This window comes from Vibrio sp. SCSIO 43097 (assembly GCF_023650755.1).
Classification (GTDB): domain Bacteria; phylum Pseudomonadota; class Gammaproteobacteria; order Enterobacterales; family Vibrionaceae; genus Vibrio; species Vibrio alginolyticus.
Map to the genome: position 1 here is coordinate 1,201,887 of NZ_CP071840.1, position 12,911 is coordinate 1,214,797.

General features: G+C 47.0%; 12 protein-coding genes. 6 read left to right on the plus strand and 6 right to left on the minus strand.

Features of this window, described 5'->3' with window-relative positions; genetic code table 11:
- Window positions 1-19: 19 nt before the first annotated feature.
- Window positions 20-1,048, plus strand: a complete 1,029-nt coding sequence (locus J4N40_RS05675; protein WP_250654414.1) for a methionine synthase — start codon at window positions 20-22, stop codon at window positions 1,046-1,048.
- Between the two features lie 1,006 nt (window positions 1,049-2,054).
- On the opposite strand, the gene J4N40_RS05680 is transcribed toward J4N40_RS05675, so the two are convergent.
- The gene (locus J4N40_RS05680) at window positions 2,055-3,074 is read right to left on the minus strand and encodes a DUF2955 domain-containing protein (protein ID WP_250654415.1); all 1,020 of its coding nucleotides are present in this window, start codon (window positions 3,072-3,074) and stop codon (window positions 2,055-2,057) included.
- Between the two features lie 9 nt (window positions 3,075-3,083).
- A complete protein-coding gene (locus J4N40_RS05685; protein ID WP_250654416.1) occupies window positions 3,084-4,148 on the minus strand; it encodes an HlyD family secretion protein in 1,065 nt (354 codons plus the stop codon).
- Window positions 4,149-4,247: 99 nt separating this feature from the next.
- Between J4N40_RS05685 and J4N40_RS05690 the strand changes: the two genes are divergently transcribed.
- Both J4N40_RS05690 and J4N40_RS05695 read left to right on the plus strand, forming a co-directional pair.
- Window positions 4,248-5,108 carry a LysR family transcriptional regulator gene (locus J4N40_RS05690; RefSeq protein ID WP_140142252.1) on the plus strand — a complete coding sequence of 287 codons (861 nt, stop codon included), beginning with the start codon at window positions 4,248-4,250 and terminating at the stop codon, window positions 5,106-5,108.
- A gap of 150 nt (window positions 5,109-5,258) precedes the next feature.
- Window positions 5,259-5,801 (plus strand): hydrolase, encoded by a 543-nt coding sequence (locus tag J4N40_RS05695; RefSeq protein WP_025591497.1) that lies wholly within the window; start codon window positions 5,259-5,261, stop codon window positions 5,799-5,801.
- A 39-nt stretch (window positions 5,802-5,840) separates the two neighbouring features.
- Here the strand turns inward: J4N40_RS05695 and J4N40_RS05700 are convergent, their stop codons facing one another.
- The 3 genes from J4N40_RS05700 to J4N40_RS05710 all read right to left on the minus strand — a co-directional run bounded on the left by J4N40_RS05700 (window position 5,841) and on the right by J4N40_RS05710 (window position 8,807).
- Window positions 5,841-6,737, minus strand: coding sequence for a 1-aminocyclopropane-1-carboxylate deaminase/D-cysteine desulfhydrase (locus J4N40_RS05700; protein WP_165935361.1), 897 nt, complete (start codon window positions 6,735-6,737; stop codon window positions 5,841-5,843).
- 109 nt (window positions 6,738-6,846) lie between these two features.
- Window positions 6,847-8,133: a sensor histidine kinase gene (locus tag J4N40_RS05705; RefSeq protein ID WP_250654417.1), complete on the minus strand. Its 1,287-nt coding sequence runs from the start codon at window positions 8,131-8,133 to the stop codon at window positions 6,847-6,849.
- Window positions 8,130-8,807, minus strand: coding sequence for a response regulator transcription factor (locus J4N40_RS05710; protein ID WP_005389368.1), 678 nt, complete (start codon window positions 8,805-8,807; stop codon window positions 8,130-8,132). Before J4N40_RS05710 ends, J4N40_RS05705 begins: the two co-directional genes overlap by 4 nt.
- A gap of 152 nt (window positions 8,808-8,959) precedes the next feature.
- Between J4N40_RS05710 and J4N40_RS05715 the strand changes: the two genes are divergently transcribed.
- The 3 genes from J4N40_RS05715 to J4N40_RS05725 are packed head-to-tail and all read left to right on the plus strand — an operon-like array spanning window position 8,960 to window position 11,830.
- Window positions 8,960-10,000 (plus strand): glycosyltransferase family 2 protein, encoded by a 1,041-nt coding sequence (locus tag J4N40_RS05715; protein WP_017634706.1) that lies wholly within the window; start codon window positions 8,960-8,962, stop codon window positions 9,998-10,000.
- Between the two features lie 2 nt (window positions 10,001-10,002).
- Entirely contained in the window at window positions 10,003-11,409 is a 1,407-nt protein-coding gene (locus tag J4N40_RS05720) for an ArnT family glycosyltransferase (protein ID WP_064376495.1), read from the plus strand.
- A 4-nt stretch (window positions 11,410-11,413) separates the two neighbouring features.
- The gene (locus J4N40_RS05725; RefSeq protein ID WP_031781328.1) at window positions 11,414-11,830 is read left to right on the plus strand and encodes a GtrA family protein; all 417 of its coding nucleotides are present in this window, start codon (window positions 11,414-11,416) and stop codon (window positions 11,828-11,830) included.
- Window positions 11,831-11,964: 134 nt separating this feature from the next.
- Here J4N40_RS05725 and J4N40_RS05730 read toward each other — a convergent pair whose 3' ends face one another.
- Entirely contained in the window at window positions 11,965-12,909 is a 945-nt protein-coding gene (locus J4N40_RS05730) for an immunity protein TsiV2 protein (protein ID WP_064376494.1), read from the minus strand.
- Between the last annotated feature and the right edge of the window lie 2 nt (window positions 12,910-12,911).

Sequence of the window (12,911 nt, forward strand, 5' to 3'; positions counted from 1 at the left end):
AATCTAGAAAGGAATGACGATGAAAACACTATTACCGACTTCAACGGCTGGCAGCTTACCGAAACCTTCTTGGCTGGCCGAACCAGAAAAACTTTGGTCACCGTGGAAACTGCAAGGTGAAGAACTGATTGATGGCAAACGCGATGCGCTACGCGTCGCTTTGCAAGAGCAAGAATTGGCAGGCGTTGATATCGTCAGTGATGGAGAGCAAACTCGGCAACATTTTGTGACGACCTTTATTGAGCATTTAAGCGGCGTAGATTTTGAAAACCGTAAAACGGTGACCATTCGCAACCGTTATGAAGCAAGTGTTCCGACGGTGGTTGGCCCAGTAAGCCGCACAAAGCCCGTGTTTGTTGAAGATGCCAAGTTCTTACGTCAGCAAACTAAGCAACCTATAAAGTGGGCGCTGCCAGGCCCTATGACGATGATCGACACACTTTATGATGATCATTACGGTAGCCGTGAAAAGCTGGCTTGGGAATTTGCGAAGATTCTCAATCAAGAAGCGAAAGAGCTTGAAGCTGCAGGTGTCGACATCATTCAGTTTGATGAACCTGCGTTCAATGTGTTTTTCGATGATGTGAACGAGTGGGGCATTGCGTGTTTAGAGCGTGCGATTGAAGGGCTGAAATGTGAAACGGCGGTGCATATCTGCTATGGCTACGGCATCAAAGCGAACACGGATTGGAAGCAAACGCTAGGCACTGAATGGCGACAATACGAAGAAGTATTCCCGAAGCTGCAGAAGTGTAATATTGATATTATCTCGCTTGAGTGTCATAACTCACGAGTGCCTATTGAGTTACTTGAGTTGATTCGCGGTAAGAAGGTGATGGTTGGTGCGATTGACGTCGCTACCAACGAAATTGAAACGCCACAAGAAGTAGCGAACACATTGCGAGAGGCGTTGAAGTACGTTGATGCCGACAAGCTTTACCCATGTACCAACTGTGGTATGGCACCTTTGTCTCGTGAAGTATCGACCGCTAAGCTCAATGCGTTAAGTGCGGGTGCGGAGATCATTCGTAAAGAGTTGGTGGGTTGATGTTAATACTTAGGCTCCGCACCATGAACTAAAATTAGGGTCATTCTAGCGAGTTTAAATGAGACTAGGAGTCGGTTTACTGCTCGCTAGGAAATAGCGATAACTTCCGCACTTCAAAGCACTCGGTGGGTAGATCCTGAATCACGCTCGTCCCTCGCTGTTCAGGATGACGGATGTTGGAAGATACATTGCTCGCCACAACCCTAGGTATTGGATCTGCTCCAAGAGAGGGTCATTCCAGCGAGTCTAGACGAGACTAGGAATCTGATTACTGCTCGCTAGGAAATGACGATAACTTTCGCACTTCAAAGCACTCGGTGGGTAGATCCTGAATCACCTCGTCCCTCGTTGTTCAGGATGACGGATGTTGGAAGTATATTGCTCGCCACAACCCTAGTTATTAGAGCAGTTTCAAGATAGCGTCATTCCAGCGAGTTTAAACGAGACTAGGAATCTGATAACAGCTCGCTGGTAAATGACGAGAACTTTCGCACTTCAAAGCACGTGATTAGTAGATTCTGAATCACTTCGTCCCTCGCTGTTCAGGATGACGGATGTTGGAAGATATATTGCTCGCCACAACCCTAGGTATTAGAGCAGTTTCAAGATAGCGTCATTCCAGCGAGTCTAGACGAGACTAGGAATCTGATTACAACTCGCTGGGAAATAGCGATAGTCTACGAACCTCAAAGCACTCGGTGGGTAGCTCCTGAATCACCTCGTCCCTCGCTGTTCAGGATGACGGGTGTTGGAATATACATCGCTCGCCACAACCCTAGGTATTGGAGCAGCTCCAAGAGAGGGTCATTCTAGCGAGTTTAAACGAGACTAGGAATCGGGTTACAGCTCGCTAGGAAATGGCGATAACCTTAGAACTTCACAGCACTCGGTGAGTCGATCCTGAACCACGCTCGTTCCTCGATGTTCAGGGCGACCGTTTTAAATAAAAATGCCGCTCACAGTAAAGTGAGCGGCATACATTTCCCGTTTCCAGCCTCGGCCAGATTTAATTCAACTCCACGTTCTTAATCTCAGGATGCTTTAGCAACATCACACGAATCCAGTGATGCACCACCCACATCACCATCGCGGTGAGCAGAACCGCAACGAAAATCGAGCTGAAACGGTACAAGATCGAAAAGAACGCGTCTTTTTGTTCTGGCACCAATGAAGTCGTCAGCGGAACCGATAGGGCAGACATGGCAGAAAACGCGATAGCCGCTTTAATTTGCCCCTTTGTGAGCCACAAGCAGGATGGCCCCATTGCAATGGTAAAGGCGAGCCAAAAGAGTAGCCCATGCCCATACCAACTGCCCAATATCAGCTGAACAGCCATCCCTGCGATGCAGCCTAGTGCGGTGCCGATGATGCGAATTTTTGCCATGGCGAGCGAGTCCGCTAAAGTCATTGGGGTTAGGATGATCAAAATGGAAGCTTGTGCGGATAACGAGTCATATAAGTCCGCTACTTGGAATACGATAAACGCCGCCATCGCCACTACCCAACCCATGGCAACTTGGCTGATGTAGTCAATATCGCTTTTCACTGGGGTCGACATCTCAATGTGCTCGGCGGGGGATTTTGGCTCCGGGAACAACCAATACGCGAATACGCAAACAAAAATATTGCTGAACGCCATCACCCACATGTTGACATTGAACTCTTCAATATCCATGAAGTTATAGCTGGCAAAATTCAACACAATTGAACCCACTAACAGCCCCATGTAACCAAACAAATAGGTTTTCTGGTTCATCATTGCAATGCACTTGAACAGCATCATGATTCCGACGGCTACGGTCATTAATGTTGGATGAAACTGCAAGTATTCCAGCAAAAATGTGGCTTGTATGGTTGTCCACACCGCAGAGAAAAACACGATCAATAAAGCCGAAAGATTAAAGTTGTCCATTCTGCCCAATATAAACAGCGGCATCATGATGGCAAAAAATCCGTAAGACCAACCGAAGATCATGCTTAGCGCGAGCCCTAAAGAGCAGCCGAACCAAATTCGTAAGGTTTTCATTGTCGCCGCCTAGTAAATGAAGTGGAACCAGCTTGCGAGGTGAATCTGTGCTTGCGCCATCAACTGCCAGAAAATGCTGTTGTCTGGGTACAAAACAATGGTAGCGCGAGAGCCGACAAACAGTGCTGGTGGTAACTCTTCGCTGCTGGTTAGGTTCACTCGTGTACGCTGCGCATCACGTACCCAGCGGTTGTTCACTTCTACTTTGGTTAGTGCGCCATTAGGCGTTTGTTGTGCGGCTGCTACACCGTAATCGCGGCTAGCTAAATCAAAGTCGTACACTGAACCTGGGTTGGCATCAAATGTGACCAAGGCGTGGAAAGTCTTGTCTACGTTCGCGACGGATTTTTCACGAAAATCAGCGGCTACCCAAAGTGATCCTGTTGGTACAAATGTCAGCAATGGCATGTTGGTGTTTGCCATCGTGCCAACTTCTAGTTGCAGGTTGGTCACGACACCATCACTGGGAGCGAGTACCGCGGTATTTGCCAAATCAAGTTGCGCCTTTTCGATGCCATTTTTGGCAATTCGAACGGCGGTGCTTTGACCTTTTTGATCGCCTAATTGCGCCTCAATGACTTTTAAGTTTTGTCGTTCCGCTTTAAGCGCTGCACGTGATACCTGATTTTGGGCAAAGGCATTATCGAGTGTCGATTGAGAGATGACTTTCTGCTTCGATAGTGTCAGTAAGCGGTTGTACTCGCGGTGTGCATTATCAAATGTCGCTCGTGCGCGGGCAATATTGGCAAGAGCGGCTTCGCGTTGAGAATACAGTGTTGCTTCTTTTTCATAAGCGGATTGCAGAGACAGCTCCGCCTGTTCAAGTGCTATCTTGTATTTACGATCATCAATCGTAAACAACACATCGCCTTTTTGAACGGACTGGTTATTCTCGATGAGAACGTCGGTCACTTTACCAGATACCTCGGGTGCGACTTGGACAACGTATCCTTGTACTCGTCCTTCGGTCGTAAAGGGGGCGTGGCGGTCAGCAATGATAATGTACAAAAATAGTACGATGAACAGGACAATCAAAGTTCGCATCCAGTGTTTGAATTTTTGGTCAGCCGTCATTACAAGTTCCGTTAAACATATTGGATAGCGGATTATAGAGAAGTCACTCACAATTCAGTAGAATGATAATACGAACATAAATGACCTAAAAATAGGACAATGAACGTTAGTTTTGATGATATTTACCTATTCACTCAGACGGTGGTTCACGGCGGTATAAGTGCAGCGGCAGAGGCGAATCAACTACAACGCTCAAAAGTGAGTCGTCGCCTGCAAGAATTAGAGAAATCGCTCGGGGTACAGCTTTTGATTCGCACAACACGCAGCATTGAGTTGACGGAGCACGGGAAACGCTTGCTTGAGTTGGTGGGGCAGCCTATTGACCATATTCAGCAAGGTTTAAATGCCATGCACGAATATCAACAAGAGCTGACGGGCAAGGTACGTTTAGCCATTCCTTCTGCATTGATGAGCTCTGCCGCGTTTAACGCGATCATCACCGAGTACACAACGCGGTATCCGGAGATTTCGGTCGAGATTGAAAACCATCAAGAGAGTGTCGATCTCAAGCGTCAATCGTTTGATTTACAGCTTCTTCCGAGCGTGGTCAAAGTCACCGATGACAGCTATGTGCAGTTCAGTCTTTTGCCTTATCGTAGTCACTTTGTTGCGTCAAAAGCCTATCTAGAATCGCATCCGCCAGTAAAAACGGTGGAAGATCTTAAGCAGCATCGCCTTTTAACTAATCGTTACAATGCCGATTTGCTCGATTCAGATCTGCATGTGGCGTTGCGCTCGGATGACCTCAACTTGCTGCGCTCGATGGCGATAGCAGGAAACGGCATCGCGTTTATTCCTCAAATTCATTCCAAGCCTGCACTGAGAGACGGTTTGTTGGTCGAGGTGCTGCCTCAATTTGCGCATCCGAAGCAGCATCTTACTCTGATTTATCCCTCGGCCTTATTTCTGCCCAATAAAGTCAAAGCCTTGATTGAGCTAATTCGAGAGAAATTTAAATAGTCAGTTCAAACCACCCTTACCTAAGGGAAAATGTGTGAGCGAAGGTCATCTTTCTAGGTTTTATTGCTCTAACATGAAAGGGTTCTGATACATTAATTATTGCTCAACTTGTTGAGTATGGTTTGTGGTCACGCAATATAGGAGATGGAAATGTTATCGAAAGGAAACACGGGCCTGATTGTGGTGGATGTTCAGGGCAAACTCGCTACATTAATGCATGAAAGCGACGCACTGATTGAAAATATCACGAAACTGGTAAAGGGTGCCAAAGCACTAGATTTGCCTATTCTGTGGCTAGAACAGAATCCAGAAAGGTTGGGCCCAACCGCGGAGCCGATTCGTGAAGTGCTTGAAAGCACGCATTTACCTATTACCAAGTACACGTTTGATGGCTGCAAAGAGGCGACGTTTAACGTCGCGGTGGAGAACGCAAAAGTGGATACCTGGTTGGTTTGCGGTATTGAATCCCACATTTGCGTCTATCAAACCGCGGTTTCTCTGCGTCAGTCCGGTTATCGCGTTGAATTAGTCACGGATTGTGTATCTTCCCGAACCGCTGCCAATAAAGCGCTCGCTCTTGCGAAGCTAACCGCTAACGGTGTGGTGCTCACTGGGCTAGAAATGTGTTTGTATGAAATGGTCGAAGATTGCCGAGCACCTGAATTCAAAGAAATTCTGGCGCTCATCAAATAGTGTAATCACTGGAATCAACAACAACTTTATCTGAACACGCTATTCAAATTCTCGTTGATATCTTGGCAACATCGACTCGTTGCCAAGTAACCCGCCTTGGTGAATGTAAATCACCGTTTTATCTGTGTTCTCTTCGAACCAAGGTGTTAGGCATTGCCACATATACGGGTCGTATAACAGGTCAAATTCGAGGTCGGTTTGCTCAAAGAGTGCTTTCCATGTGATGTAATCTTCTTCGTATAAGCGACCAAAATGGTGTTTGTTGCGGATGGTTAAAATGGTTGGGTGGCTGTTTTCACCGAGCTGGTTGAACTGCTCAGTTAAGTAATCTGCATCGCCTACGCAAGGGCAAGTTAGCACTTCAATGCCGTGTGGACTTAAATGTTTATGAAGATATAAAGACGTCGTGCCAGTGCCTGATGGCAGGGCGACCGCAAACTGCTCTTTACCTCTCAATCGCGTCCAATCAAGAATTTCTCGTGCTAACTGTTTGATGCCAGCTTCAGCGAGGTGGGAACGTCCACCTTCTGGAATAAGCAATGTCGATTCATCTAATCTTCGTACCTGGTGGATGTATTCACTAGGGTGGAGTTCGCTACCGATGTCTTGCATGGCGGTGATTTTCATACCCAAATCGAGAGCGCCGCGATAGTTTCCGATGGGGGAGCTTTTTAGCCAAGATGGAATGTGATGAACATAAAACTCAAATGCCCAACCTTTAATCTGGGTGAGAGCCGCTAGCGAGTACATGGCATTAGATTGAGCGGAGCCAAAGCTTATTAACGTGGTGATGTCGGGATTTTGCTCTTCCATTAACGTCATAAACTTACGTGCTTTGTTCCCAGAAAAGTGGGAGTGGAGCATGTCGTCACGTTTAAGGAAAAATTTGCGCCCATTAAAGCTATGTTGGGTGATAGGACTTTCTGAGAGTTTCATGTCGATGCTGACGGAATAAACCGTGTCACCTTTGCCATTTATAAAGGGCGCGTAGTGTAACGCCATTAAACCCAGATAAAAAGTCTGGGTTTCAGGACTTCCATTTCGGTTATTCCTGATGTTCTGTTGCGAGGTTAATTACTGCTTCACAACCACCCTCTGGATGTGTACCAATCTTAAATTGCCAGCCATAGCGTTGGCACAAATCATCCACAATCATCAAACCTAATCCGTGCCCATCAGAGTGCGGAATGGTCGAAAAGCCTTCACCTTCATCACGCACCGAGATGGTGTTCTCATCCATGTTGATATGAATTGATCCCGATGGTGTCGCGGCGATGCCGTTGCGAATCAGGTTGCCAAGAATAATGGTTAGCACGGCATTGGTCGCGCGCGTTCTTGGGTTACCGTCTATCTGTACATCAAAGTTGAGTGCTTTCTCATCCGCCTGAGCTTGGCTTTGGAAGATGATTTGGTTGAGTTCTTCTTCGGTGATGCTTCGTACTGGTGAATCATCTGCATTACGCTCGTAACGCACTAAGCCGAGTAGGGCATCTACCATGGTCGACATCTGCTGCGTTGCATCCTGGATTCGGTTCACTTGTCGGGTCTGGAAATCCGTGTTCGCACTTCTCGCCAGTAAGCTGCTTGAGCCTTTCATTACGGTTAACGGTGTACGCAGTTCATGGCTTGCGTATCGTGCAAAGGCTTGCTCACGCTTGATGACTTGGTTGATTTTGTGGCGATACTCATTCAACTCATCCGCGAGGGTTTGGAACTCTTTGGCCGAGCCCTCAGGCACACTAAAAGTTTGCGTGGCATCTCCTTGGTGATGGTCGAGTTGAGTTTTGAGCGCATTGACGGGTTCAATCAAGCGTTGTGATAAGCGCAGTAGCAGGCTACCAAACAGGAACACCAGCACGGCGACAATGGACAGCACCATAGCGACGACGAGAATGAATTCCTCTGAGGTGATCTCGATTTCATCAATCAAGGAAACCAGGATCACAGGATGTTCAACGCCTTTGTAGGTGTAAGTACTCATGTAAACCATGCGCGAGTATTCACCGTCTTCTACTTCATCAAGAAAGTGCTTTTGACCAATCAGGTATTTTTGGTAGCGCTCGGCAACCAATGAGATGTCGTTGTATGCAGTGGTGAGCAGGTCAAGCTGAATACTGCCTTGCTCTGGGTGGGACTGGAAATGTTCAATCGCTTCTTTTTTGTCGACCATAATACGACGCTCGCCCACGCGGTCTTCAGACCAAAGCAGGGAGCCGGTAATCAACAAAAAGCAGAAGATGCCAATCACGACCGACACAAAAGAGAAAAACAGAGCGAGTCGCCCTGTCATACTTTGTGTGCTTTGCGTGCTAGCAAGTAAGCGATTGATCATGCACCTGTCTCCAAGCGGAAGCCAACTTTCGGCACGGTGATAAGCACATGTTGTTCAAATGGCTTATCAAGTTGGTTGCGAAGTTGGTAAATGTGGCTGCGCAGAACGTCGTTGTTTGGCTCGTTCTCTTGCCAAAGTTGGAAGGCGATTTCTTCACGTGTCACTACATCTGGCGCGCTTTTTACAAGCATTTCCAGAATGGTGTAAGTGGTGGGGTTTAGCGCCAGCAGTTTATCTTGGCGGTAAGCTTTACGCGTTTTTTGGTCGATAGACACTTCACCGTATTCCAACTTGCTCGATGCGACAGTGCCACGGTAACGGCGGATCAGTGCCATCATGCGCGCTTCAAGAATATCCAGATCGAAAGGTTTGGTCAGATAGTCATCCGCACCGTGTTGGAAGCCTTTGAGCATATCGTCACGGCTATCGAGCGCCGTCAGCATAAGTACCGGTGTGTTGTTGCCCGCGTCGCGAAGTTTATTACACATGGTCAGGCCATCCATGCGTGGCAGCATGAGATCGAGCAAGATGATGTCGAAGGTGTTTTCCATCGCTAGTTTCAGGCCGAGTTCGCCGTTGTCTGCATAATCGAGTTCCATACCTGCACACTCAAAATAATCGAACAGCATGCCTGCAATTTCTCGATTATCTTCGACTAAAAGTACGCGTTTCATGTATTTCTCTCCAAGTGGGCAGGTGTTCGAAAATAAGACTTCGTCTTAACCGAACATTATTCACTAAGGACGTGAAAAAGATGTCAATAACATCTCTTTCACGTTGATGTTTGTAGACTGGATTCATTCATCGGATTTAGTGGAAGAGTAGCATGTCAACCTTCAACATTCACGCTGCAACCTTTTCAAAGGTGAGCCAACACACTGAGCCTAAAACAGTTTTGTCTGTTGTGGTGCCATTCTTTAACGAGCAAGAAGTCTTACCTGAATTTCATCGTCGTTTAGCCGCCGTTTTGGATGAAATGCCAGAACGCTGTGAAATCGTTTATGTGGACGACGGCAGCAAAGACGAGAGCCTAATGATCGCGCAAAACTTTTCTCAATCTTCTAGCGACGTTCGTTGTATTGCACTAAGCCGTAACTTCGGCAAAGAGTCCGCCATGAGTGCGGGTCTGGAACACTGTCAAGGTGAAGCGGTGATCGTGATTGATGCCGACTTGCAAGACCCGCCTGAGTTGATCCCGCAAATGGTATCAAAATGGCGTGAAGGGTATGACGTGGTGAACATGCAGCGCAGCGAGCGCCACGGTGAAACTTGGTTCAAACGCTTCTCGGCCGCTTGCTTTTACAAAGTGCTTAACAGCATGGCGAAATTGGATGTGCCTGAGAACGTGGGCGATTTCCGTCTACTGAGCGCAAAAGTGGTTAAACACATCAATGCGTTGCCAGAGCGTAACCGATACATGAAAGGCATCTTTTCTTGGCCGGGTTTCAAGCAAGTGACGGTTCAGTTTGAGCGTGACGCTCGTTTCTGTGGTGAAACCAAATGGAACTACCTCAAGCTGATTGGCCTTGCAATGGACGGCATCACCTCGTTTTCCATTCGTCCTTTGCGTTTAGCGACACTTGCCGGTGCATTGGTGGCGTTCAGTGCCTTTATCTATGGCGCATTCATAGTGATGAAAACTGTTGTGTTTGGTGAGCCTGTCACTGGCTACCCATCCATGATGGTCGTCCAACTTGCCTTGGGCGGTGTGCAACTGCTGTCGATTGGCCTTTTGGGCGAATACATTGGCCGCATTTTTGTCGAGACCAAGCAACGCCCTCTTTATCTTGTTCAGTCTGTTTACGAGCAGCCTGCAAAACATCAATCCATCCAAACCATGAAGTTTAAACTGGGAGAAACCGCGTAATCATGAGTATTAATAAAACCCATCTGTGGTTGTTGTTGGCGTTTGCTCTTTTACTCCGTCTTATTTCACTTGCCGCTTACCCTTTGATGGACACCACGGAAGCCCGCTACGGCGAAATGGCGCGCTTAATGGTGGAAACCGGCAATTGGCTTACCCCACAGTTTGATTACGGCGTGCCTTTCTGGGGGAAGCCACCCCTGTTCACTTGGATGAGTGCTTACGGCATTGAGCTGTTTGGATTGAATGAATTTGCAGTGCGCGCGCCTCATTGGTTGGCGGGTGTTGCGACGATTGTTTTTGTTGCTTTCATGGCGTATCGCGCTGGCTTTAATGCTGGCATCGCAGCGTTGGTACTGGCGACGTGTGGCATCTTTTCAATTGCGGCGGGTGCGGTGATGACCGACATGGCACTGACGTTGGCCATGACGATGGCGATGGTTGGTTTTTACTATTGCTGGCTTGGCAAAGACAAACACAGCCGATTATGGTGTTACCTCGGTTTCTTTGGCTTGGCTTGCGGGCTGTTAGCAAAAGGTCCAGTGGCGATCGTGATTATGGGTATCGCAGTGTTTCCTTGGCTCGTGATTCAGCATGGTTTCTTCGGTGCCTTCAAAGCCTTGTGGCAGCGTTTTCCAATTGTGTCGGGGTTGGCGCTCATGCTGGCGATTGCTCTACCGTGGTACATCATGGCTGAAATGGCGACGCCTGGATTTATTGATTACTTCATTGTTGGCGAGCACTTTAAGCGTTTTGTTGTCAGCGGTTGGGAAGGGGACCTGTATGGCTCTGCTCATGATCAACCACGTGGGATGATCTGGGTATTCTGGCTACAATCGGCTGCGCCTTGGTCAATCGTATTGCCTATCTTGGCGTGGAAACGTCGTACGGTGCTCAAAGCCATTGAAACCGATCATCAAGGTTTGTTTAGCTTCCTGATGTGTTGGCTGATTTCACCAATGATCTTGTTCACCATGGCTGGGAATATTTTGCCTGCTTACGTACTACCGGGTGTGCCTGCATTGGGGATCTTGATTGCAATGCTGGTGGATAAACACGATTTCAAATGGCTGACCGGAACGGCAGCGGTGTTGCCAGCCCTGCTTATGATTGCGATGTTGGTTTTGAATATGGGCAAAGCAGACAGTCGCAGCGACCGCATCATCTTCGCGCAAATTAATGACAACGCTCCGGTCTTTTATATTGGTAAGCGCCCGTTCTCAGGCCAGTTCTATAGTCATGGTCATGCGAAAAAGCTTGAAGATAAGAATGACTTAAACAATCTGAAGAAATTCCACCTGATTGGTAAATCGCAGCAAGTGGATAGCATGATTCATGAAAATGCGTTGAGTTGTACCAACGAGTTCACAGCAAAATCGAAACGCTCACTCTACACCTGTGTGGTTGGATAACGGAATGCGCAAATTACCAAAATTTACTTCGCTGGAAAGGTTTGCTTCGTTAACAAGGTTTGCTCTAGTAGGTGGTGTCGGCTTTATGGTCGACACCCTTATCTTTTCTGTGTTGTTCCATTGGTTTGGTCTCGAGCTGATGCTGGCTCGTGGGATTGCATTTTTGTTTGCGGCAACCACGACTTGGCTTGGCAATCGCTGTCTGACTTTCTCTCAAGCAGAAAAAACCAACCCTTTCGCTCAATGGCAAAAATTTATGGCGAGTGCCTTTATCAGTGCTTTGCCTAACTTTATTGTGTTCAAAGGCGTAACGCTCGCGCTAGGAACGCAAGGGGTGATGGTCTATTTGGCTTTGATCTTAGGCATATTGGCAGGCATGGTGAGTAACTATTTACTCAGTGCAAAATGGGTGTTTAGTTGAGGATAGAAAGGTTCGGGCTTACTATCCTATCCTCGAGTTAAAAATTCGTTATCTGAACCAATTTTTCTTTTTGTACATCAGAGTAAACCTAAAGCTTTTCATGGGGGGATGTAAAAAGGTAAACAAGCCAAGGTTTATACCTTGGCTGCCGTTAGTTCAGATTTTGATTGTTCGATTTCAGACTCGGTTTGCCACTTGCCGTTATATAGGTACTCTCGCTCTGGGAGCGGGGCATTTGACGCCCTTAAATCAAATACCTCATCGGTTTGATATTCTTTATAACAAACTGGCGTACCAAACAGTCTAGCCTCTGGCTTAGCTTCAAATAGCTTTTTGTGGTCGGCGACTTCTGTACAGTCAAGCTTATATTCCGTGGCTAGCTGATTGACCATCGATTCTAAGTCCGTTTCAGTTTTGAAAAATACGTAGCAATCAGATCTACTATGTGAACGGACAATAGTGTTGTGTTCCATATCGATATATTCACACTTATCGTGCTTAAAGTAGAACTGGATCACTTTGCGCTTTTTGTTGTAGTCGGCAAACAACCAATCTTCACGCTCTCCAATTCTCACTTCTGTTGGTTCATCGGGCTTGCGTTTTAACATACCAAATGAGAATAAAATAAGAGCGCCCGCTCCAGCTAACGCCATCGGGCCAACTACCGCTACCATCAAAACGCAAACTACCGCACCGATCCAGCCAACGGCTTGTGTGGCGGTATTCGCCCACTTAGGCATGTTGCGACGCTTCTTCATCACAAAGCCTTTGTCAGAAAAGATATAGTCATAGCGATAGTCGAGGCCAATCGTAAGATAAAAGATCCCGGCCATCATTACTGACAAGATAAGGCCAAAAAAGGTCACGACAAGCGTATCACTTGAGTGTGTCAAAAATACAATTACAAATAAGAAGCTCATAAATGGCAAAGCCGTTAACTTGTAATGGTAGCGAAATGGCTCTTCTACATCATACTTATGCCATGTTGTTAAATTGTCCCCTTTGAGAATCTCTTGCTCTTGTGCTTCTTGATAAACCGCCAATTCTTCTGGGGTGATATAAAACGGTGAATATGCCAAGG

Excerpts from the sequence above, each read along its gene's own strand:
- J4N40_RS05675 (WP_250654414.1), top strand. The coding sequence starts at position 20 with ATGAAAACACTATTACCGACTTCAACGGCTGGCAGCTTACCGAAACCT.
- J4N40_RS05680 (WP_250654415.1), bottom strand. The coding sequence starts at position 3,074 with ATGAAAACCTTACGAATTTGGTTCGGCTGCTCTTTAGGGCTCGCGCTA.
- J4N40_RS05685 (WP_250654416.1), bottom strand. The coding sequence starts at position 4,148 with ATGACGGCTGACCAAAAATTCAAACACTGGATGCGAACTTTGATTGTC.
- J4N40_RS05690 (WP_140142252.1), top strand. The coding sequence starts at position 4,248 with ATGAACGTTAGTTTTGATGATATTTACCTATTCACTCAGACGGTGGTT.
- J4N40_RS05695 (WP_025591497.1), top strand. The coding sequence starts at position 5,259 with ATGTTATCGAAAGGAAACACGGGCCTGATTGTGGTGGATGTTCAGGGC.
- J4N40_RS05700 (WP_165935361.1), bottom strand. The coding sequence starts at position 6,737 with ATGAAACTCTCAGAAAGTCCTATCACCCAACATAGCTTTAATGGGCGC.
- J4N40_RS05705 (WP_250654417.1), bottom strand. The coding sequence starts at position 8,133 with ATGATCAATCGCTTACTTGCTAGCACGCAAAGCACACAAAGTATGACA.
- J4N40_RS05710 (WP_005389368.1), bottom strand. The coding sequence starts at position 8,807 with ATGAAACGCGTACTTTTAGTCGAAGATAATCGAGAAATTGCAGGCATG.
- J4N40_RS05715 (WP_017634706.1), top strand. The coding sequence starts at position 8,960 with ATGTCAACCTTCAACATTCACGCTGCAACCTTTTCAAAGGTGAGCCAA.
- J4N40_RS05720 (WP_064376495.1), top strand. The coding sequence starts at position 10,003 with ATGAGTATTAATAAAACCCATCTGTGGTTGTTGTTGGCGTTTGCTCTT.
- J4N40_RS05725 (WP_031781328.1), top strand. The coding sequence starts at position 11,414 with ATGCGCAAATTACCAAAATTTACTTCGCTGGAAAGGTTTGCTTCGTTA.